This is a genomic window from Flavobacterium sp. JP2137, from assembly GCF_050562195.1.
GTDB lineage: Bacteria > Bacteroidota > Bacteroidia > Flavobacteriales > Flavobacteriaceae > Flavobacterium.
The window spans coordinates 3,481,471-3,502,971 of record NZ_CP191647.1; the positions used below are offsets into that span (position 1 = coordinate 3,481,471).

Genomic DNA, 21,501 nt, shown 5'->3' on the forward strand with positions numbered 1-21,501 from the left:
CGTCGCATGTTTATATTTGCAGCCTGCATTATTTTTTTAAAGGTGCATTCACTTCATTCAAACAAATATGGGTCTAATAAAAAATCTACTGACGCGAAAAGATTACAACGCCGCAGCTGCACCGAGTGAATTAAAAAAGGTTTTGGGGCTGGGCGATATTGTTTTCTTGGGAATTGCCTCCATCATTGGGGCGGGTAGTTTTAGCAGCTTGGGCGAAGCGATATTTGCCGGTGGCCCTGGGGTTATATTCCTGTATATCATCTGTGGTTTTGCCTGTTGCTTTACCGCGATGTGCTATGCGGAATTTGCCAGTAGAATTCCCACTGCCGGTAGTGCATACACCTATGCTTATGCTTCCTTTGGAGAAATCGTCGCTTGGATAATCGGCTGGACGCTGATTATGGAATACAGTTTTGGCAATGTGTTTGTTTCCTTTTCGTGGTCGAACTACTTTACCTCCTTTATGAAAAACCTCGGGATTCACATACCCGAATTTTTATCGACCAGTTATTTTGAGGCCCAGAAAGGCATCCTATCGGGCACGCTCAATCAACGGCTGATCAACGCTTGGGAGCACGCTCCTATGTTGGGCAACCTCAAAATTATCGTCGACGTTCCAGCCCTGTGTATCAATTTGTTCATCACTTGGGTTTGTTATATCGGAATCAAGGAAAGCCGCAATTTAAACAATGTCTTTGTATTGATCAAACTGATTGCCATCGTACTGATTATCATCGTCGGTTCTTTTTATATAGACCTGTCCAATTGGACGCCACTCAATTCGGAAACCAACCTGCGTTCGATGATGCCCAATGGCTTTTCTGGCGTTATGGCTGCCGTTAGCGGGGTGTTTTTTGCCTATGTGGGCTTTGATGCCCTCAGCGTACTTTCCGAAGAGTGCAAAGACCCCAAACGCGATTTGCCTCGTGCTATGATGATTACCCTGGTGGTCTGTACCACGGTTTACGTACTGCTGGTACTCGTATTGACCGGTATGGTCGATTACCGCGCTTTTGACGGTATAGGCGATCCGCTTTCGTTTATCTTTAACAGCGACAACGCCAATTTGATTTGGATGGAATTCATCATCTCGATAGTCGGCGTCATTGCCATAACGACTGTTTTACTCGTCTATCAAATGGGACAACCCCGTATCTGGTACGTAATGAGTAAAGACGGTTTATTGCCCAAAAAATTTCAGACCATACATCCCAAATACAAAACCCCTTCATTTGCCACTGTAGTTACGGGTATAATCGTAGCCATTCCCATATTTTTTACCGAGAAAACCTTTATACTGGATTTTACCAGCATAGGCACCATCTTCGCCTTTTGTATCGTTTGTGGGGGTATTCTTTTTTATCCACAACCCAAAAAGGGAAAGGGACAGTTTAAAATTCCGTTTGTCAATGCCAAATACGTCTTTCCGTGGATGAGTATAGCAGCCGTGGCCACGTTCTACTACCTCTACCCCGACTTCTTTGCTACGATTTTGGAATGGGGACATCCCAAGGAAGGGGAATTCAGAATGTCTATGAGCATCTATCTGTTGCTGCTCTTTGGACTGGCCGTACTGACTTTCTTTAAAAAGCTGTCGCTAATTCCCCTGCTGGGATTGGCTTCTTGTTTGTATTTATTGACCGGAATGACGCACAACAACTGGTTTTGGTTTTTGGTGTGGTTTGCCATCGGCATGGTAGTCTATATCTTTTACGGCTATAGAAACAGTGGATTGAGAAAGCAAAATTCCAACAACAGCCTCGCGCCCGACGACCAAGTTTAGTCATTAGGAAAAAGTGTTGCACTTTCGGTTTTTTTATCGGGAAAATGAATCCAGCGGTAGTAGAGTCCGGTCGACAATATCGATTGGGCTCTTTCCTCGTTCACGCGCGTAGTCAGCACTTCTTCAACGCTCTTCATCGCGGGGTTTTCGTCCTGCTCGGCATCGATATAATGCAAGAGCTGCCCTTCGCTACCCACACTAATTTCCATCAAGTATTCCATATCCACCTTGTCTTGGGCGAGGTTGTAACGGGTAATTACCCCATTCCAATTCACCATACCGCAAACCAACACGGCAATAAAAACAGCCGCCACCATGCGATTGACCAAATAAAAATTGGTGAGTTGACGGCTGATCTTTCGGCGGCTATAGAACAAGCCCACCGCGCAGAGGATCAAGAACAAAAACACCCCCAGCCGCTTTGAGGTAAGTCCGAGCTTCCACACGTATTCCATATTTTTTATCGCCGCACTCAAAACCATAATGCCGTTGAGCACGATCCAGATTTGTGCCAAGCCCTTAAGGCGTTTGGCCTTGGGATCAAAATTAAAGGCACCCTTGAAATAAAACAACAGCAAAGCGATGGCCATCACAATCGACAATATGAGCGAATTGACCCGCTGATGGGTTTGTGCACTGAGGTTGGCGGTGCTTTCCGTTTCAAAAAACTGCTCGTAATTATAGAAAAACAAAAAGACCAATAGAAAGCCATTGAGCAAAATCAAGGTGATTTCCCCACTGCGTCGCTCCAAATTCGCATCGATCGGCGAGGTTCGCTCTACCCCCATGCTCCCGTCTAAATGAGAAAAGGACGACTGCCACTTGGCGCTGAGTTCTTTGATCGAATCCGGAATCCAACAATCCCAGTACGAAAACGAAAAACACAGTCCCAAGCCGATACACCCCATGAGCAGCCACAGATTAAAATTCAAGTCAATCCCCTGGAGGAACTGCGAGAGATACGCGCTGCTCAGGATGTAAATCGCGACAAAACCACTGATAAAAACCAAGGGAATTACCACATACATAAACACTTTAAGCGCGTATTGTTTCGGCCCTTTGACATCGCCTTCTATCCAATGAATCCGCTGCCACATCCGGTATGCAAACGCAAAGAAATTCAGCAGTACAATCGGCGGTGCAAAGACCCACTTAAGCGCGGGATTCGCCGCGTAAATCCGCAGCAATACCAAAGAGGCCGCCAGGGCAAAGAAACTGGCAAAATCGGGCAGCCACGCGAAGGAAAACGACGACAGCAGCACGGCCGCTACCAAAAACGGACCAACGGCTTGGCGCAGGAGCTGCGGAAACTTAAACACGGTAGCCCCCAAGAGCAGCAAGGCATATAAAGCGCCGTTTAAACCCAAATATTCGTCGTAAAACAACAGGGTGAAAACCGCTGTAGAACCTCCGATAAGAAATTGTTTTTTCATCTGTAATTATGTTATTTCATTTTTAAAAGTACTTTGCACTTCAAAGTTAAAAGGTAAAAAAATAAGCCCTTTACGGTCTCATTAATTTTTCCAAGGCATCGAGATGCTTGGAGAACGCCGCCTTACCCAGCGGTGTTGCACTATAGGAAGTACGCGGCTTTTTGCCGACAAACTCCTTTTTAACGACCAGGTATTCCCGCTTTTCCAAAGCTGCGGCATGACTGGCTAAATTACCGTCGGTGACTTTTAAAAGTTGCTTCATCTCGTTGAAGTCCACCCAGTCGTTGACCATCAAAACAGACAGCATTCCCAAGCGAACCCTACTTTCAAAATCCTTGTTTAACCCGTCGATAATCCCCATTCTAATTGTATTTTTTATAGAGAATAAGCCCGTACAACAGGTGTAAAACACCAAAACCCAGCGCCCAAAACACCAAGCCCAAGCCCGGTATAAACCCGGCGATTAAGCCCAGACTCAACTCCAGTAGTCCCAGTATTTTGACGTCGGAATAGGTGTATTTCTCCACGTTGATCAGCGCTAAACCATAAAAGACCAGCAAGGACGGTGCAATCAGTTCGAAGTGGTTGTTAACGAACAGCGCGGCACAGAAAAAGGCCCCGGCGATTAAGGGAATCAGCAAACTCACCACCATCTTCTTTGTCGTACTGGTCCAAATCGGCAAATCCAATCGGCGACTCTTTGCCACGGTAAAATACACGCCAAACAGCACAGCCAAAATCAAAACGGCCAAAGCGAGTAACAGCAGTTGCTGGCCCAATAGCGCATCGTAGGTTTTACCGCCCTTGTCAAAGTAATCCATACCCGATTGCCGCATTAAACCATAAGCCCCAGCGGCACCAAACAAGCCCAAACAGCCGGCTACTATACCGGACAGACCGCTCAGTGATATAAAACGCGAAGAACGCTCCATCATTTCGCGGATATGTGCCAAATCGTCTGTAGTACTGTTTTTCATACGTCTATCTATTAGTGTTGACTCAAAGCATACCATCTACTTTGAACTACAAAGTTATTTGAAATAATTAAACTCGCAAGCTATGCGCTGTTTTTTTTACAAAAAAAAATGGGAATTAAATAATTCCCATTTTTTTCATGATAAAGGTGGCATTTTTATTTTTGCAAATGCCGTCGTATATTTTGTAGTCAAAAAACAATTCCTCGTCGCGCATCTCGACTTCAAAGCACTTGTTGGCCAAAATATCGGGTTGGTCTTTGGTGATTTCGCAGACCTCCAAATCGTGGGTGGCAATCATTCCAAAGGTTTGGTCTTGAATCAGTTTTAAGATCACTCCAATGGTCCCCGATTGTTTGTCGTCGGAATTGGTACCGCGCAGGATTTCGTCTAGCAGTACAAAGCAGGGTTGTTCCTTTACGGACTCGACGATCAGTTTGAGTCGCTTGACTTCGGCATAAAAATAAGATTCGCTATCGCTTAAGGAGTCTTCCAGGCGCATCGATACAAATATAGGCATGGGAAAGAAAGTCGCTTTGGAGCTGCAAATTGGAGCGCCAATACCGGCTAAAACCAGATTGATGCCGACGGTTCTCAAAAACGTACTCTTGCCCGACATATTGGAGCCGGTGAGTATGACAAAGCGTTGGTTGGAAAAATCGATGTCGTTGGACACGCGTTTGGAAGCGTCGATTAAGGGGTGTCCCAAGTCTTTAAAGTGCAGCTTACGCGTTTCGTTTAAAGTGGGAAAGCAGTAATTTCGGTTGTTGTACGAAAAATTGGCCAAAGCGTTTAAGGCTTCTATTTCGCCTATGCAATCCAACCACAGCGGTACGGATTTGGCATGTTGCTTTTTCCAGTTTAGCAGGCCGTTTAACACGTGTATGTGGTATTGAAAAAATCCGTTAAAAACCACCAAGACAAAAATATTGGCAATGGTATTGATTTTTTCAAAATATTCGGATAACTGCGCCAATTTCTGACTGGCAGTGGGGTTGTCTTGAGTAAAAACAGCGATATAGCCTTGCAATTTGGCGCTTTTAAATTCGCTTTTCTCTACTTTTCTAATAATGGTACTGTAGTTTTGTATGGTTTCGTGTATTTTGTCGGCACCGACGATTTCCCGCTGTATCGCCCTCGTTTTTAAGGTGGCCAATATCAGATTGACACTAAAGAGCAAGGAAACCAAATAGCCCCAGAAGGCCTGATCAAAAAACCAGGTTCCCCCTATAGCGATCAGCAGCAATACCGGAACGACAAACGACGCGATGCGCGTTGCCGATGAAAGCGAAACAGCATCGCTGTTTGCCCAGGTTTTAATGCGCTCGTAGTCCGCTTTCTGAATCGGTGCCATTTTGGACAGGGCACTGATGTTTTGCCGCCATTCCACTTGGGTGGATAACTCTTTAACGGCTTCTTGATTTTCGAGTATTTCGCTGGCTGGTAAAACGCGATTGAGCAAGTTGGCCAATTGGAATTTTCCGATGTGCGAGGCGCTGCGATTCAAAAACTGAAACAGCGACTGCGCGCCAAAGATATCCAAGTCATAAGCATAGGGATGCTGGGTTTGCATAAATTCTTTACCGTCGTCAAAGGGGCGTTTTTTCTCTTTTAAAAATGCCAATTCCTCCTCATTCACCTCCATGATGGCTTGGTTGTAACGCATTTTCCACGACATCTTAAGATGGATGCGCATCAGCACGACAAACAGGGCAATCAGCCCAAAAACCAGCCAGAGATAGCCGTTTTGCTCGCTGCTTAAAAACCGGTAAAAAAAGTAAAAAACCGCGAGTACCACCACCAGTCTCACCGTACCGATTAAGCGGTATTTTTTTCTCAATTGGTGAAACTGCTCCGCGTACTGACTGAAAAATTTTTGGTATAAATCCATGACTAAACACTTGGTTTGCGATTACAAATTACAGCTAAAAAAACCATCCTCAAAAAATTAAGAATGGTTTTTCCCTGTGTTGATTACTTTTAGGCTTATAATTTCATTTTGGCTCTTCGCTCACGGGCCAAAAGGGTGTTTTTTAGCAACATCGATATGGTCATCGGTCCTACTCCACCGGGTACTGGTGTGATAAAAGACGCTTTTTTACTGACGTTTTCGAAATCCACATCTCCGGTAATTTTATAACCACGCGGGGCATTTTCGTCGGGCACTCTGGTAATGCCCACATCGATAATAACCACGTCGTCCTTCACCATTTCGGCCTTTAAAAAGTTGGGAACCCCCAAAGCCGAGATGATAATATCTGCTTGCGAGGTAATTTGGGTGATGTTTTTCGTATGGCTGTGGGTGAGGGTTACGGTAGAATTACCCGGAAAGCCCTTTCTGCCCATCAATATACTCATCGGACGACCAACGATGTGTGAACGACCAATAACCACGGTGTGTTTTCCTTGGGTATCCACGTTGTAACGCTCTAATAATTCCAAAATTCCAAAGGGAGTTGCCGGAATAAAAGTGGTCATATCCAAGGCCATTTTCCCAAAATTCTCCGGATGGAATCCGTCGACATCCTTGCTGGGATCAACAGCCATCAATACCTTTTGGGTATCGATTTGCGGCGGTAAGGGCAATTGAATAATAAAACCGTCTATATCGTCGTTTTCATTGAGTTCTTTGATTTTTGCCAACAATTCCACTTCTGAAGTAGTTCCTGAAAGGCGTACCATGGTCGATTCAAAACCAACGCGTTCACACGCTTTGACCTTACTTCCCACATAGGTTAAACTAGCTCCGTCGTTTCCTACGATTACAGCGGCTAAATGGGGGACTTTCTCCCCTTTTTCCACCATCTTAGAAACTTCGGCTGCGATTTCGTCTTTGATATCGTTGGATACCTTATTACCGTCTAGTAGTTGCATTGATATAATCTATTTTTGTTGTTGTTGTTGTTAGCTCAAAAAAGAAGAAGGTTTAAATTTACATTCAAACCTTTTCCATATATGTTATTGCATTCCCTTTAAGTTCCCCATCATTCGCATCAGATTTTTCCCTTTAGCGCCTTGCATCATCTTCATCATCTTACTCATCTGATCAAACTGCTTGAGCAATTGATTGACTTGTTGGATATCCGTTCCCGATCCCTTGGCGATACGCGCCTTTCTCTTGGCATCGAGCAAAACGGGTTTACTGCGTTCTTCGGGCGTCATCGAGTGGATAATCGCTTCGATGTGTTTAAAGGCATCGTCTTCGATATCTACGTCTTTTAAGGCTTTACCCACACCCGGTATCATACCAACCAGGTCTTTCATATTACCCATTTTTTTAACTTGTTGAATCTGAGAGAGGAAATCGTCAAAACCAAATTCGTTTTTGGCGATTTTCTTTTGAATTTTTCGCGCTTCTTCCTCATCGTATTGCGCTTGTGCGCGCTCTACTAAGGAGATAACGTCACCCATTCCCAAAATACGATCGGCCATACGATCGGGATAGAAAATATCGATGGCATCCATCTTCTCTCCGGTACCGATAAACTTAATGGGTTTGTTGACTACCGATTTAATCGATATCGCCGCACCACCCCGAGTATCTCCATCTAATTTAGTCAGGATTACCCCGTCAAAATTCAATCGATCATTAAATGCCTTAGCGGTATTGACTGCATCTTGTCCCGTCATGGAATCGACTACAAACAAGGTTTCGTGAGGTTGTATGGCTTGGTGTACATTGGCAATCTCGGTCATCATCTGCTCGTCAACAGCCAAGCGTCCAGCGGTATCGACGATAACCACGTTAAATCCATTGGATTTGGCGTATTTAACCGCGTTTTGCGCAATTTCTACGGCATTGTTGTTTCCCGCTTCGGTATAGACCTCTACGCCGATTTGCTCACCGACTACCTGCAACTGATTAATCGCTGCCGGTCTGTAAATATCACAAGCTACTAAAAGCGGCTTTTTATTCTTTTTTGTCTTTAAAAAATTGGCCAATTTTCCGGAGAAAGTCGTCTTTCCCGAACCTTGTAAACCCGACATCAATATAATAGATGGCGAAGCTGAAAGATTGATTCCCGCAACATCACCTCCCATCAATTCGATCAATTCGTCCTTAACGATTTTAATCATCAACTGCCCCGGTTGTAGGGTAGTCAATACATCTTGTCCTAGGGCCTTATCCTTAACTCTATTGGTAAAATCCTTGGCAATTTTAAAATTGACATCGGCATCCAATAATGCTCTACGCACTTCTTTTAAGGTATCGGCTACGTTTACTTCTGTAATTTTCCCGTGCCCTTTAAGTATATGAAAGGCTTTATCTAATTTATCGCTTAAATTGTCAAACATGATTGTATCGTTTAATACTGAATCGACAAAGATAATATAAACTACTAAAGTCGCAAACGGCTGTATGATTAAAGTTTAGGATAAAATCACTTTATTTTCTTATTTTAGTCGATTTTGGCGCTCTGCTGCGTTTTGCGTTGCGAATTTTAGCATCCCCTGTTTTTCTTTGCCGCTTTGCCACCGCTGCGATTATTAAGGAGGTGTATAACGCCGGGCTGAACTTTTTAAATCTGCCGCCCACAGTTCGTTTTTTTAGCGCGATTAGCCGTTCTTTTTTAGGTGAATTGGTTGTATTTTTGCCGCTATTAAACCGCGAGCATGAATTTAGACCCATCGGACAACTCCCCTATATGGCATCGGTATCACAGCGATGTTTCCCACATCGCCTTGCCCGACACCTTTACTTTTCCGTTTTATTACGAACCACACGCGTTGGCCAAAACAGCCGCAGCCGAACTGCAGCAATTTCTGACTGCCGCATGGCCCGAGTTGCAAGGAGGTGTCGACCAAAACAGTACGGCTCTCGGCAAGATGTTTGGCGTCTTGGTCGTTCAAAACGCGGATAAGGAACTGGGCTATCTCACGGCCTATTCCGGTAAACTGCCGCCAAACAAAGCAGCCTTGCCCTTTGTTCCTCCTATATTCGACGCCTTTCATCCGACTAGTTTTTTCTTGGAAGGCGAAAGTACCCTCAATGCGCTCCATCGGCAAATCGAAACACTCGAACGCGCAGCAGACTATTTAGCACTGCAAGACGCTTACAGCGACGCGCAAAAGCAGGCACAAAAATCCATACAACTAAAAAAAGCGGACTTAAAGCACTTAAAATCCGAGCGCAAAGCGCAGCGCAGCGTGCAACAAGCGATTTTAGACCACACAGCATACGAGCACTACCATGCCGATCTTATCAAGCAAAGCCTGAGAGATAAGCACGAATTAAACCTGTTAATCGCCTGGTGGAAAGGGGTTATCGACGGGCTTGCGGTGGAGTTAAGCGTTTTCGAAAAGGCCCTTACAAAGCTCAGAAACACTCGGAAAAACACCTCCAACGCCCTGCAAGCGCGGCTTTTTGAGCAATATCAATTTTTAAATGCCCGTGGGGAAACCCGAGATGTGGTGTCGGTATTTCAGGAAACCGCTTTGCTACAGCCCCCCGCAGCAGCGGGCGATTGTGCGGCACCGCGGCTGTTGCAATACGCCTATAAAAACGATTTAAAACCCGTGGCATTGGCCGAGTTTTGGTGGGGAGCCTCGCCCAAATCGGAAATTCGTCAACACGGTTATTTTTACCCGGCCTGTCGGGGAAAATGCGAACCGATATTGACGCACATGTTACAGGGCTTAAACGTGGACGAAAACCCCTTGCTCGTCAATCCGGCTTTGGGCGTGGATTTGGAAATCATCTACGAGGATGACTATATGGTCGTGGTCAACAAACCCGCAGAGTTTTTGTCCGTACCGGGAATTTACATTCAAGATTCGGTTTATCAACGCATGAAAATGCGGTATCCCAAAGCAACGGGCCCCTTAATCGTCCATCGTTTGGACATGTCGACCTCGGGTTTGTTGGTCATCGCCAAAGACAAGGCCAGCCATCAACAGCTGCAAAGTCAATTTATAAAACGCCGGGTAAAAAAGCGGTACACCGCACTCTTAAACGGGATGGTTTCGGGCGAGCAGGGCGAAATTGAACTCCCCTTGCGCGTCGATTTGGACGACCGACCACGGCAGCTCGTGTGTTACGAGCACGGCAAGCCGGCCAAAACGCAGTGGCAAGTGATTGACAGACTCGAAGGACAAACGCGGGTTCACTTTTGGCCCATTAGCGGGCGTACGCATCAGCTTCGCGTTCACGCTGCTCATCAGCTGGGTTTGGGCTGCGCTATAGTCGGCGACGATTTGTATGGTCAAAAATCCAATCGACTGCACCTGCATGCCGAAGTGCTCGAACTCACCCATCCCTTCAGTGGAGAAGCCCTGATTTTCCGCGCAACACCGCCTTTCTAGAAATTCGATATTCGCCTTAAAACACTGTATTAAAAAATTTTTTAAGGCCATTTTATTAGATATTAACTTACTTTTGTATTATTTTTATCATGTTAAAACATTTATTAATTTAATTTTATCTATATGAACGAGGAAATTTATGCAAATGAAGGAATGTTAGCATTTGGAGCTGGAGTGGGACTTTTTTACCTAGCCGTATTAGTTATCATATTCGCTGCGCAATGGAAAATTTTTCAAAAAGCCGGAAAACCGGGATGGGCGGCAATTGTACCGATTTATAATTTAATTGTACTTTTAGAAATCACAGGAAAACCCCTTTGGTGGATTTTCTTGTACTTAGTTCCAGGAGTCAATATCGTTATCTCGATTTGGGTTACCAATTTACTAGCAAAGAGCTTTGGCAAAACCGAAGCCTTTACAGTGGGATTAGTGTTTTTACCTTTTATATTCTCTCCGATTTTAGGATTTGGAAGCGCTCAATACATAGGGCCAGCCGGTTCTGACGGTACAGCTGCACCAAGCGATCGCGTTTAAAACGCCGCTATGTAAATAAAAAGGCGACTGGATTTTTGAAATCCAGTCGCCTTTTGTTTTTACCCTTAGCTAGAAGGCTTACAAGCTTCCACGCTTTTTTCGCTGCTGCTTTTTAAGCAAGCGAGCCATTTCTTTTGCAGTCTTGGCATAACACTCTTCCATATACAAATTTCTCGTTTTACCCATACTCCCGCCCTTAATTCTTTTAAAATCGATTTTCAAATACTCCCGTTCGAGGTTTTGCGTATCCACAAAGGTCAAGGTCGCATTTAAACGCGCTTTCTTCCAACCGGGTTCTCCCGGTATCATCCATAAGGACTTAACGATTAAGGTATAGTTGGTCAATGAATCAGTAACAAACTGTAAATCGCTGTTTTTATTTGCACTCGTGAGAAATTTTCGGGGAATGTTTCTGTTGACATGCCTTTCCCAGGTTTTGCGAAAATCTTCTTTAGCCTCGTTTCTAGCTACGACCTTAGCACGTGCACTGACATAGGCCTCCTCTGATCTTTTTAAATCACCATATACGAGTTTAGAATTATCAAAAACAACCCTAATAGCCGTTTCCCCTTCTAAGAACGCTACATTTCCCGAGCTGATTTTCTGTGCAAATACACTTGAAAAACCCGTTAGAAACATCGCGCTTACGCACCAATTAAATACACTACTCCTCTTCATAAACCCCTGTTATTTTAACTTTACTGTTTTATTTTTTTACCGCATTCTCCTCCAGCATTTTATAAAACTACAAAATTCCAAAAAAAGCAAAAAAAAATTTAACATTAAATACGAGCGCAACACCCTAGCGATAAAATTCTCATCGCTGGGGCACGGCAAAGCAAATTCAGTTGGATTAAACTAGAATTGGAAATAGATAAAAGGTTGGGGTCCGGCTGCCGCGGTTGCAAAGACGATCCAAAACACAAATCCCAACAGGGCTGCCTTGAGCAACATAGGCAGCTTGTCGAACAAAATGCGAACGCCTCCCATCCACTTTTTGGGAATAAAATGCCAAACAAAACCGATGGCAATCAATAGGAACACGTTTTTATAACTGATGATTATCGTCTTAAATTGCTCTACGTCCCAGCGCACCTCGCCTATATTATAAATCACATCCAAGGCCGTAGGAAAATCCTTTGCTCTAAAGAAAATCCAACAAAAGGCCACAAAGTGAAAGGTAATAAAAATGGAAGTTATTCGCCACAAGCCAAAATTACTGCGGGGTTTCTGACCCTTTTTAGCGGGGAACAACTCGTCTATCGTCTTGTGAATCGCCAAGGCAATTCCGTGTAAGGCGCCCCAGATGATAAAACGCATACTCGCCCCGTGCCACAATCCGCCTAACAACATCGTGGTAAAGAGGTTAAAGTTGGTAAACAGGGTTTTCTCCTTGTTTTTAGCCAAGATAATGGTCAATACAAATACGACGCAAGAGCTGATAGCTATGATTAAAGGAACGATGTTCTCTTGATAAAAATAGATTCCCCATCCTAAAATTCCCACAAAAAACAAGGCTGGGAACAGGTAACCGGCAAAGGTTCCCTTGCGGTTTCCCCCTATGGATATGTATAAGAAGTCTTTTAACCAGGTTGATAACGATATATGCCAGCGTCTCCAAAACTCCGTTATCGACGCCGATTGGTACGGCACGTCAAAGTTGATCGGCAAGCGATACCCCAACAGCAGAGCAATACCGATAGCCATATCTGAATAGCCCGAGAAGTCGCAATAGATTTGAATGGCATAACCGTAGGTAGCCATTAAATTTTCAAAGGCGGTATAGCTGTTTGGCGCGTCGAATACCCGATCGACAAAGTTGACGGAAATATAATCGGAGATCACCGCCTTTTTTAGCACCCCTCCAATGATGAGAAACAGGCCTTCATTGACATATTCTCTGGAAATGTGGAGTCGTTGATAAATCTGTGGGATAAAGTCTTTGGCACGCACTATGGGTCCGGCGACCAACTGCGGGAAAAAGGAGATAAAAAACAAATAATCTACAAAGCTCTTGGTCGGTTCAATTTCCTTGCGATAGACTTCGATGATATAACTGATGGACTGAAAGGTAAAAAACGAAATACCCACCGGGAGTATCAAATCGTTTAAGTGGTAACTGGCTCCCGACAACAAATTAAAGCCGTCCAAGACAAAATTGGTATATTTAAAATACCCGAGCATCCCCAGATTGATCAGCACACTGATGGTCAGCAGCACCTTTTTCTTGGTTTGCTTTTGCTCGCGGTAGATGATGTTGGCCAAGTAATAGTCAATAATGGATGAGCCCACCAGCAGCAGGAAAAACATACCGCTCGATTTGTAATAGAAAAAGAGCGAGAACAGCACCACATAAATCAACCGCAGATGGAAGGTTTTTCTAATACCGATATAGAGGAGATAGAAAACCAAGAACATCCCTAGAAACAAGCCCGAATTGAATAACAGGGGCTCTTTGGGGTTAAAAGAAAACCATTTGATGACATCAGCCATCGTGAGGACGGGCAAACTAAAATCGAGTATGGACATTAATTTTTATGAGAAATTTTAAAATTTTTAAAAGCTTCTAGCAATGCAGTTGCAAACAAAGCCCCCTTGTATTCATAGCCCGTTTTGGAATAGTGAACATAGTCTCTGGCCACCCATCCCTTGTCAAAATTCTCTTGAACACTTGTCGCACCTCCCAAGATGTGAAACAGGTCCCATACGGCATATTTCTGCGTTTCCGCATCGGCCAGCACCGAATCGGCATAGCCTTCGGAATACGTATTTGGAATTTTTTTCTGAAACAATGACGGTGGTGGTGTGGTGAGCAGCACCGTCACTTCGGGCGACTGCTTTTTGATTTCTTTGATAAAATCGTACAACTGCTCCATATAGTTGGCGGTTTCCATCTTGTCAAAGGCTTCATTGGTTCCCAACGAAATAACCAATAAATCCGGATGCAGGCCTTTGACTTGGTCAAAAAACAACGGGTATTTATTGTAGTCGGAGAACTTCGCGCCATTGACTCCAATGCTGTGATACAACAGTCCGGCTTGGTCGTTTTCAAAAACCAATCCGTTTAAATTATAAGTGTCCGCATTTTTGTTGGGCAATAGGTAAATCTTGGACAGGGCCGAGCTATTGTTAAACTCGTGATACTGACTTTTAGCTTCGGTTTCCAAGGGTATGAATTCGGATCGGGAAACCGACTTGGTCTCCACGAGATTAGAAGGGATATACAAAACCTTTCCCGCGTGGATTAAATTCCCCTTTAAGCTATTGGCCTTTTTAATTTGCTCGAGCGTAACCCCGTATTTCTTGGCGATACTTCCAATGGCTTCGCCTTTTTTTATTCGATGGTTGATTTTCTGAGGTACTTTTTGCTCCACGACTATGGTTTTTGAAGCGGTAGCCACATCATAGGACGCTTCATTGCCCGGGGTGAATATCTTCATTTTGGTAAATTGAAACCGCGGTTCGCGCAGGGTGATTTCAATAAAGAAATCCTTCTTTTTGGGCGATAAGGCAATACCGCTTAAACCGACTACCGACCCGTTTAAGGGGTAGATGTTTCTATAGCTGTTCCACTCGCTATCGGAACTGTAAGTCACATAGCCGTTGCCGTTGGTCTTGGCCAGTTTATAGGGAAAGGAAAAACCCAATCCGCCATTGCCCCATTCCGATTGCAGCAGTTCTCTAATTTTACCGGTAAACAAATCGGCCTGTATATGGGAATCCCCCACGTGTACGATGTTGATTTTGCCGCTTTTGCGCTGTTGGAGTTGTTCGACCTTTTGAAAAAAAGGCTTTAAAACCTCGGCGTTTAAAATTTCATTTTCCGCGTGTTTTACCAGCCGTAAGCTGTCGGTTTCCTCGGGTAGCAAGGCCGTATTATCGCCCTGAGCCCAAGCCCATTGACAGCCGATTAACAGACACAGACCCACTAATTTTCTAATGAACATTTAAATTCTCTTTTCGTTTAACTTTTATCGTATCCTTAGCTTTGGGCTTTACCACAACGGGTTCTGCCGGTTGTACCAATCCGGTTTTGCCTTTTTTATAGGCTTCATAGCCCTCTTCCAGCTGTTTAAAAATCATCGTAGACACCTGTTTGGCGCCGCGGTGATTGAAATGCGTATAATCTTTATTCGCCTTGGCCGGAATGTCTTCTACCCATTTGACCATCGATCCGTCTCCCCCCATCAATTGGTATAAATTGACAAATCCCGTTTGATTGGCAATGGCGTATTTGCGCTGTGCACTCACCAAAGGCGAGACGGCAGAATCGGTTTGCATGGTTAAATCGTATTTCGTCGCTTTATCGGCGGTGGAAACCACCAAAATCGAAACCCCAGGGAAGCAATTTCTCAAATTTTCCACAACCCGACTCATTTGACGCTCGTACCAACTGTAGTTATACGAACCGTAATTCAACACATTGGTACCGTAGTGCAAAATGATTAACTGATAGCCCAATTTCTGTTGAAACTGATTCATAATACCGGGTTTAAACGTCGTTAAGGGCAATCCGGAGTTCCCTCTATTGGAAAAATTATCGACGTGAACCCCTTGTTGATCGTCAAAGTTAACTCCGTAAAAAGGGATGGAATCCGCCTGTATAAAATCGGCTTTAAAGCCCTTTAAATTGCTTTCAGACAGCGTAAGGGTATTGAGTTCGCCCACGGGATTCAGCCTTTTAATCAGGGTGTCCTTGCCGATTATCAAGCGCAACTGTCCCTTGGTGTTGTTCGATTTTCCATAAAACAAAGTCGGTTTATTCAACACGCTTAAATGCGAATTGGCCGACGATTTATAACGGACCCACGTACTGTTGACCGTGTCCTTTGCGAAAAAGACATGCCCGTTGATACCAAAGGGTTTGATTGGATTTTTGACATTGAGGTACGACTGTACCTTCCAGTTCGCAGAGAATTGGTGCGATATCGAGCTTCTCGAACCGGCTGATTCGGAGGTTACCGAGACAAAGCCCACGCCTTGTCCGCCATATTTATTTTGGAAGTCCCTGCGCAAATCCTGAACGATCATATCGCCATCGGTCATCGAATCTCCGTAATAAGCAATGCGTACCTTGCCCTTTTGCTCTACTTCCAATTGGTAGAGTTTTTCATAGAAGGCGTGCATATAAACAAATCCCCTAAAGGTATTTGCCGGCTCATCGGAAAGTATGGTCGACAGGGAGTCAACGCTTGTAAGGCTATCGGTTTCCGACAGGTTCAATCCCTTTTGTCGGGCGTCTTTTTCCTCCTCAAAAGCTTCTAAAAGCAAACTATCCACAACGATATGCTTGTTTTTAGATTCGGATTCTTTAAATATTTTCTTCGGTAGATAGGTTTTAAAAACCAAGAAAAAACCAGTCGCCATCAGTACAATGGCGAATGATTGAAAGGCATACGATTTAGATATTTTCACGCTATTACAGGTTACATGCGATCAGGTACGGCAATTCCCAACAGGGAAAAACCACTTTTTATAACGGTCCCTACCTTATGAGACAATTGCACTCTAAAGACCTTTAAGTCTAGGTTCTCTTCGCCCAAAATGGGAACGGTCTGATAGAAGGAATTGTATTCCCTTACCAAGTCATAGATGTAATTGGCCAACAAGGCAGGACTGTGAGAACGCCCCGCATTGAGAATGACCTCGCTATACGACTCCATCAATTTCAACAGCTCTTTCTCCTTGGGATCCAAGGTGATTCCCGTCACCTCATATCCGTAATCAAAATTTGATTTTCTCAAAATCGATTGAATACGCGCATAGGTATATTGAATAAAAGGTCCTGTGTTTCCGGCAAAATCCACGGATTCCTCGGGATTGAACAGGATGCGTTTTTTGGGATCGACTTTTAGGATGTAATATTTCAAAGCCCCTAAGCCAATAATTTTATATAAATTTTCTTTTTCTTCTTCTGAATATCCGTCGAGCTTGCCCAGTTCTTCTGATATCTGACGTGCTGTATCGGTCATTTCGCTCATCAAGTCATCGGCATCGACTACGGTTCCCTCTCTGCTCTTCATTTTGCCAGAAGGCAAATCGACCATCCCATAAGACAGGTGAAACAGGCTTTCCGCCCATTCAAATCCGAGTTTTTTAAGTATTAAAAACAGTACTTTAAAGTGGTAATCCTGTTCATTACCCACGGTATATACCATACCGCCGATATCGTTAAAATCCTTGACCCTTTGGATCGCCGTTCCGATATCTTGAGTCATGTAAACCGAGGTTCCATCGCCGCGCAACACCAATTTCTCGTCCAAGCCTTCTGCGGTTAAATCGATCCAGACCGAGCCGTCTTCTTTTTTGAAGAACACGCCCTCTTTTAAACCGTTTTCCACCACGTCTTTACCCAGTAAATAGGTATCGCTCTCGTAATAGTTTTTATCAAAATCGACGCCCATGTTTTTAAAGGTAATGGCAAAACCGTCGTATACCCATTGGTTCATCTCTTTCCACAAGGCGATGACTTCGGGTTTTCCCGCTTCCCAATCCAGCAACATTTGTTGCGCTTCAAGAATGATGGGGGCTTCTTTTTTGGCTTCGTCTTCTGAACGACCCGCCTGCATCAATTCGGCAATTTGCTCTTTGTACACCTGGTCAAAAGTCACGTAGAAATTTCCTACCAACTTATCGCCCTTAAGGCCTGTACTGGCCGGAGTTTGTCCGTTTCCGAATTTTTGCCAAGCCAACATCGACTTGCAGATATGAATTCCCCTATCGTTGATGATTTGCGTTTTGTACACCTTTTTACCCGAAGCCTTTAGAATCTCGGCAACGGCATAGCCCAATAAATTGTTTCGGACATGCCCCAAGTGCAAAGGCTTGTTGGTATTGGGCGAACAATATTCGACCAAAATCGCTTTTTCGTCGGCTAAAAGGGGCTGAAAACCAAATTGATCATTCGCCTTAATACCGTTGAAAAAACTCAAGTAATAAGCATCTGTAACCACCAAATTCAAGAAACCAGAGACCACCGTAAACCGCTCAATCATACCGGTATTCGCTACTAAGTACTCGCCAATTTTCGTGCCTATTTCTACGGGGTTTCCCTTAATCAATTTTAAGAAGGGAAAAATAACCACCGTGGTGTCTCCTTCAAACTCCTTTCTCGTACCTTGAAATTCAATTTTATCTACGGCTACGCCATAAAGCGATTGTACTGCGTTTTCGATTTGAGGAGTTAGAATCTGATTTAATGTCATTGCTTAAATATTTTAAGGAACAAAGATAATTGTTATTTCAGTAATTTTTAACTTTTATAAGGATATAATTAGTCTGAGCACCGGACGCCCATACCGCAATAAAAACACGGCTAACAAGCCCACAGCGCATTCGATTCGCAGCGGCCGCCATAAAAACCACCGGTACACACTGGTGTTTAATCGCGGTTACCGTTGTCCATACTGACGGCACTAACAAATAAAATACGCATAAAATGGGATTTACACAAGAATATGGACCGATAACCGAAATACCCTTACCCTAAAGCTAAAAAAACATCATTTTTACCACCATGTCCGATAAATTTCTTATATTATTAATAGCACTATTTAAACCGACTAACTACCGTTGGTCAGAAACGTGGTTTCCGCTGTGGTTGGCCGCTGTACAGGGGAGTCGGTCTTCATTTAAAAAACACTAGCCGCTACAAGCGAATAAAAACAAAAAACCCTGAAATAGGTTATAACTATTGCAGGGGTTATTTAAAATTTGCGAAGTACAGTTATTTAAGCCGCTTTGTTTTTGCAACAATCGTCCAATTGCTCATAGGCTGCCGGATCGGCTTTAACCTCATCGGCATCGTAGCCCATTTTGGAAATAGCCTGTTTGATTTGCGCCAAGCTGACCTTTTTTGGGCTGTAGTATACCGTAATGGTTTGGGCCTGATCATCGATATCAAACTGCCGAACACCACTCATCTTAAACAAGGTGCTCTTAAACGTTTTTCCGCAGCTTTCGCATTCCTTACAGTGCTCGCAATAAATTGCGGTTTTAATCACCGCTTTCTCATTGTTCTTTGCGGTTTGCGCAAAAGCACTTACTGCAAAGCCCAAAAACATACCCAACAAGCAGAGGGCTGTTTTATACTTTAATCCAAAAATCACTCTCATCATTGCGTTTTTATTAGTTATCATTGGTTTTCGGTGCTAATATAGAAAATCATTTTAAAATAGCTCGGCTGTATTTGAGTGAATCCTCGAGAATCTTTTCATAAACTATAGCCAACAACATCCCTAAACCAAATCATCCCGGCTGGATATCGGCAATACTCCCCTAAAAACTTTAGTATATAAGGTGCATTTATCTAAAAATGCTGTTTTATCTTTTTTTTTATAAAATATTTTTTACCCATTTTACTGGGCTCAGAGGCCGTTTTTAAAAAAATAACACTTTTTTACAAAAATAATCTTCCATTTACTTGTGGATATCAAAAATCCATTCTATATTTGCAGGAATTAAATATCATAAAAGTAATGCAAGAAGGTACAGTAAAATTTTTCAATGAAGACAAAGGTTTCGGATTTATTACACCAAACAATGGTGATAGCGAAATATTTGTTCACGCTACAGGTCTAATGGATAATATTCGTGAGAACGATGCAGTTCGTTATGACGTAGAAGAAGGTCGTAGAGGTCTAAACGCAGTAAACGTAGTCTTAGCTTAACATACTATATAGATTCAACGTAAATCAACACCTAATCCAAGATTAGGTGTTTTTTTTTGTTATATACCCCAAGCTTGCCGGCATTCTTTATAGACCGAGCAGCCCTTCTAGGGTTTGTCGATGGTTCTAAACGTCAGATTCACCCGTAATGCCTGTACGCGTTTTGTCGGCGGTAGTCGATGCAGCCAATGGGTCTGCGTACTTCCCTTCATCACCAAAAGACTGCCGTGCTCCAAAAGGCATTCCACCTTTGTTAGGTTTTTTTTATGCTTAAAGGCAAATTTGCGCACAGCGCCAAAGCTCAACGATCCGATAGCGCCATTTTTCTTGAGGGCTCGCTCCCCATCACTATGCCACGCCATCCCTTCTTCTCCACTGTGATACAGATTGAGTAGACAAGAATTATAAGTCTCTTCGGTTTTTTCTTCCACCAGGGCTTTTAATTCCAACAAGGCTGCGGTCCATGGCAAAGCGCGTTTGGTGGTTTTGGAATAGGTATACTCAAAGGGTTGATCGCCATACCAAGCCACTTTGCGCTTGGTGGTAATTGTCTTTCCAAAAATAACCGCTTCGTCCGGGCGCCAGGCAATCTCGTCTAACAATTTTTGCAGGTAAAAATGCGCCTGTTCCGCTTCCAATACCGGTCCGTAATAATAGACTTCACCGTCTTGGGGCAATAAATTGACCGCTGCAGTTGCTTCGCTTTCAAAAAGATTCATTTTTTAGATTTTTTACCGTTAATTTTCAACCTCATTGTCCGTTTCCCCTGCTCCCTGAACCCCTTCCCACGCAATCATGGCCGTTTTTCGCGTAGTGCCCCACATATATCCGCCTAGGTTACCCGTGGACTGAATAACGCGGTGACAAGGAATCAAAAAGGCAATCGGATTTTTTCCTATGGCAGTTCCCACGGCTCTCGATGCCGACGGATTTCCGATTTCCTGAGCCAAGGTGCCGTATGTAGTCAATTGGCCCAACGGTATTTTAAGGAGGCTCTCCCATACCTTTAATTGAAAATCCGTGCCTTTTAAATGGAGTTTTAAAGTCGATAGCTCCAAGGATTCCCCACCAAAAAATCGAAGTGCCCGCTCTTGCCAAGCGTCGGTTTGCTCGACAAAATTCGCCTGAGGAAATTGCCGCAACAACCGATGTAAGGCCGTTGCGGCATCGTCTTCAAAAGCCATATAGCAAATGCCCTTAGCCGTGGATGCGAGCAGCAGCTTTCCAAACGGACTATCGGCATAGCGGTAGTTGATCGTCAGGTTTTTACCGCCTTGACGGTATTCCAGCGGAGTCATCCCCTCGATCTTGACAAACAAATCGTGCAAGCGACTGCTGCTGGACAAACCGGACTCAAATGCCATTTCCGAAAGCGTAACCCCCTGATTGTTTCGCAGCACGCCCTTGGCATAATCCAAGCTGGTATACTGCAAAAACTTTTTAGGACTGGTTCCCGCCCAGTCCGTAAACAGGCGATGAAAGTGAAACGGACTTAAATGCACCACCGCCGCCAACTCTTCCAAGCTGGGCTGTTCTTTAAAGTGCTCCGCGATATACGCAATTGCTTTGGCTATACGCGTATACTGTATGTGATCTTCCTCATTCATAGTTAGGGCTTTTAACAGGGTAAAGATCTTATTACTCGATCAAATATAAAATCCAATTCTTGCTCTTTAAAGTCCTAACCCCTTTTTTTTTATTTTTTTTCAGTCCCACCGTCAATCCCGTATCCCCATCCTCCTTGTTGCAGGCCGTCCTGAATAGCCTGAGACCGCCGATAAATAAAAAATTTTTCATCCTTTACA

General features: G+C 43.9%; 18 protein-coding genes. 4 read left to right on the forward strand and 14 right to left on the reverse strand.

Annotation, left to right across the window (positions count from 1 at the left end; all coding sequences use genetic code 11):
* Positions 1–76: 76 nt before the first annotated feature.
* Positions 77–1,783 (forward strand): APC family permease, encoded by a 1,707-nt coding sequence (locus ACQZ43_RS15415; protein ID WP_430615708.1) that lies wholly within the window; start codon positions 77–79, stop codon positions 1,781–1,783.
* On the opposite strand, the gene ACQZ43_RS15420 is transcribed toward ACQZ43_RS15415, so the two are convergent.
* The 6 genes from ACQZ43_RS15420 to ffh form a co-directional block, all read right to left on the reverse strand.
* Positions 1,780–3,216, reverse strand: a complete 1,437-nt coding sequence (locus ACQZ43_RS15420) for a DUF4173 domain-containing protein (protein ID WP_430613583.1) — start codon at positions 3,214–3,216, stop codon at positions 1,780–1,782. The genes ACQZ43_RS15415 and ACQZ43_RS15420 overlap by 4 nt on opposite strands.
* A gap of 70 nt (positions 3,217–3,286) precedes the next feature.
* Entirely contained in the window at positions 3,287–3,577 is a 291-nt protein-coding gene (locus tag ACQZ43_RS15425) for a winged helix-turn-helix domain-containing protein (protein WP_430613585.1), read from the reverse strand.
* Position 3,578: 1 nt separating this feature from the next.
* The gene (locus tag ACQZ43_RS15430; protein ID WP_430613586.1) at positions 3,579–4,193 is read right to left on the reverse strand and encodes a hypothetical protein; all 615 of its coding nucleotides are present in this window, start codon (positions 4,191–4,193) and stop codon (positions 3,579–3,581) included.
* Between the two features lie 115 nt (positions 4,194–4,308).
* Complete coding sequence (locus ACQZ43_RS15435; protein WP_430613587.1) at positions 4,309–6,081, reverse strand: MutS-related protein; 1,773 nt, start codon at positions 6,079–6,081, stop codon at positions 4,309–4,311.
* A 95-nt stretch (positions 6,082–6,176) separates the two neighbouring features.
* Positions 6,177–7,064: a bifunctional 5,10-methylenetetrahydrofolate dehydrogenase/5,10-methenyltetrahydrofolate cyclohydrolase gene (locus tag ACQZ43_RS15440; RefSeq protein ID WP_430613588.1), complete on the reverse strand. Its 888-nt coding sequence runs from the start codon at positions 7,062–7,064 to the stop codon at positions 6,177–6,179.
* Between the two features lie 84 nt (positions 7,065–7,148).
* Positions 7,149–8,486, reverse strand: a complete 1,338-nt coding sequence (ffh, locus tag ACQZ43_RS15445; RefSeq protein ID WP_430613589.1) for a signal recognition particle protein — start codon at positions 8,484–8,486, stop codon at positions 7,149–7,151.
* A 318-nt stretch (positions 8,487–8,804) separates the two neighbouring features.
* Here ffh and ACQZ43_RS15450 point away from each other — a divergent pair, with 318 nt between their 5' ends.
* Both ACQZ43_RS15450 and ACQZ43_RS15455 read left to right on the forward strand, forming a co-directional pair.
* Positions 8,805–10,493: an RluA family pseudouridine synthase gene (locus ACQZ43_RS15450; protein ID WP_430613590.1), complete on the forward strand. Its 1,689-nt coding sequence runs from the start codon at positions 8,805–8,807 to the stop codon at positions 10,491–10,493.
* Positions 10,494–10,616: 123 nt separating this feature from the next.
* A complete protein-coding gene (locus ACQZ43_RS15455; protein ID WP_430613591.1) occupies positions 10,617–11,027 on the forward strand; it encodes a DUF5684 domain-containing protein in 411 nt (136 codons plus the stop codon).
* A 78-nt stretch (positions 11,028–11,105) separates the two neighbouring features.
* Here ACQZ43_RS15455 and ACQZ43_RS15460 read toward each other — a convergent pair whose 3' ends face one another.
* From ACQZ43_RS15460 to ACQZ43_RS15485, 6 genes are all read right to left on the reverse strand, one after another.
* On the reverse strand, positions 11,106–11,705 hold the full coding sequence (locus tag ACQZ43_RS15460; protein ID WP_430613592.1) for a hypothetical protein: 600 nt from the start codon (positions 11,703–11,705) through the stop codon (positions 11,106–11,108).
* A 180-nt stretch (positions 11,706–11,885) separates the two neighbouring features.
* Entirely contained in the window at positions 11,886–13,556 is a 1,671-nt protein-coding gene (locus tag ACQZ43_RS15465; RefSeq protein WP_430613593.1) for an MBOAT family O-acyltransferase, read from the reverse strand.
* Positions 13,556–14,974 (reverse strand): GDSL-type esterase/lipase family protein, encoded by a 1,419-nt coding sequence (locus tag ACQZ43_RS15470; RefSeq protein WP_430613594.1) that lies wholly within the window; start codon positions 14,972–14,974, stop codon positions 13,556–13,558. The genes ACQZ43_RS15465 and ACQZ43_RS15470 overlap by 1 nt, the downstream gene beginning before the upstream one ends.
* Positions 14,964–16,442 carry a hypothetical protein gene (locus ACQZ43_RS15475; RefSeq protein ID WP_430613596.1) on the reverse strand — a complete coding sequence of 493 codons (1,479 nt, stop codon included), beginning with the start codon at positions 16,440–16,442 and terminating at the stop codon, positions 14,964–14,966. Before ACQZ43_RS15475 ends, ACQZ43_RS15470 begins: the two co-directional genes overlap by 11 nt.
* Before the next feature lie 11 nt (positions 16,443–16,453).
* A complete protein-coding gene (gene argS, locus ACQZ43_RS15480) occupies positions 16,454–18,232 on the reverse strand; it encodes an arginine--tRNA ligase (protein ID WP_430613597.1) in 1,779 nt (592 codons plus the stop codon).
* A gap of 525 nt (positions 18,233–18,757) precedes the next feature.
* Positions 18,758–19,144 (reverse strand): heavy-metal-associated domain-containing protein, encoded by a 387-nt coding sequence (locus tag ACQZ43_RS15485; protein WP_430613598.1) that lies wholly within the window; start codon positions 19,142–19,144, stop codon positions 18,758–18,760.
* Between the two features lie 360 nt (positions 19,145–19,504).
* Between ACQZ43_RS15485 and ACQZ43_RS15490 the strand changes: the two genes are divergently transcribed.
* Positions 19,505–19,696: a cold-shock protein gene (locus tag ACQZ43_RS15490; protein WP_219294169.1), complete on the forward strand. Its 192-nt coding sequence runs from the start codon at positions 19,505–19,507 to the stop codon at positions 19,694–19,696.
* A gap of 107 nt (positions 19,697–19,803) precedes the next feature.
* Here the strand turns inward: ACQZ43_RS15490 and ACQZ43_RS15495 are convergent, their stop codons facing one another.
* Entirely contained in the window at positions 19,804–20,415 is a 612-nt protein-coding gene (locus tag ACQZ43_RS15495; RefSeq protein WP_430613599.1) for an alpha-ketoglutarate-dependent dioxygenase AlkB family protein, read from the reverse strand.
* Between the two features lie 18 nt (positions 20,416–20,433).
* Positions 20,434–21,303 carry a bifunctional transcriptional activator/DNA repair enzyme AdaA gene (locus ACQZ43_RS15500; protein WP_430613600.1) on the reverse strand — a complete coding sequence of 290 codons (870 nt, stop codon included), beginning with the start codon at positions 21,301–21,303 and terminating at the stop codon, positions 20,434–20,436.
* Between the last annotated feature and the right edge of the window lie 198 nt (positions 21,304–21,501).

Bases quoted from the DNA above. Each gene is read 5' to 3' on its own strand.
- ACQZ43_RS15460 (WP_430613592.1), bottom strand. From the start codon at position 11,705: ATGAAGAGGAGTAGTGTATTTAATTGGTGCGTAAGCGCGATGTTTCTA.
- ACQZ43_RS15435 (WP_430613587.1), bottom strand. From the start codon at position 6,081: ATGGATTTATACCAAAAATTTTTCAGTCAGTACGCGGAGCAGTTTCAC.
- ACQZ43_RS15490 (WP_219294169.1), top strand. From the start codon at position 19,505: ATGCAAGAAGGTACAGTAAAATTTTTCAATGAAGACAAAGGTTTCGGA.
- ACQZ43_RS15420 (WP_430613583.1), bottom strand. From the start codon at position 3,216: ATGAAAAAACAATTTCTTATCGGAGGTTCTACAGCGGTTTTCACCCTG.
- ACQZ43_RS15495 (WP_430613599.1), bottom strand. From the start codon at position 20,415: ATGAATCTTTTTGAAAGCGAAGCAACTGCAGCGGTCAATTTATTGCCC.
- argS (WP_430613597.1), bottom strand. From the start codon at position 18,232: ATGACATTAAATCAGATTCTAACTCCTCAAATCGAAAACGCAGTACAA.
- ACQZ43_RS15455 (WP_430613591.1), top strand. From the start codon at position 10,617: ATGAACGAGGAAATTTATGCAAATGAAGGAATGTTAGCATTTGGAGCT.
- ACQZ43_RS15425 (WP_430613585.1), bottom strand. From the start codon at position 3,577: ATGGGGATTATCGACGGGTTAAACAAGGATTTTGAAAGTAGGGTTCGC.
- ACQZ43_RS15500 (WP_430613600.1), bottom strand. From the start codon at position 21,303: ATGAATGAGGAAGATCACATACAGTATACGCGTATAGCCAAAGCAATT.
- ACQZ43_RS15450 (WP_430613590.1), top strand. From the start codon at position 8,805: ATGAATTTAGACCCATCGGACAACTCCCCTATATGGCATCGGTATCAC.
- ACQZ43_RS15465 (WP_430613593.1), bottom strand. From the start codon at position 13,556: ATGTCCATACTCGATTTTAGTTTGCCCGTCCTCACGATGGCTGATGTC.
- ACQZ43_RS15485 (WP_430613598.1), bottom strand. From the start codon at position 19,144: ATGATGAGAGTGATTTTTGGATTAAAGTATAAAACAGCCCTCTGCTTG.
- ACQZ43_RS15430 (WP_430613586.1), bottom strand. From the start codon at position 4,193: ATGAAAAACAGTACTACAGACGATTTGGCACATATCCGCGAAATGATG.
- ACQZ43_RS15440 (WP_430613588.1), bottom strand. From the start codon at position 7,064: ATGCAACTACTAGACGGTAATAAGGTATCCAACGATATCAAAGACGAA.
- ACQZ43_RS15470 (WP_430613594.1), bottom strand. From the start codon at position 14,974: ATGTTCATTAGAAAATTAGTGGGTCTGTGTCTGTTAATCGGCTGTCAA.
- ffh (WP_430613589.1), bottom strand. From the start codon at position 8,486: ATGTTTGACAATTTAAGCGATAAATTAGATAAAGCCTTTCATATACTT.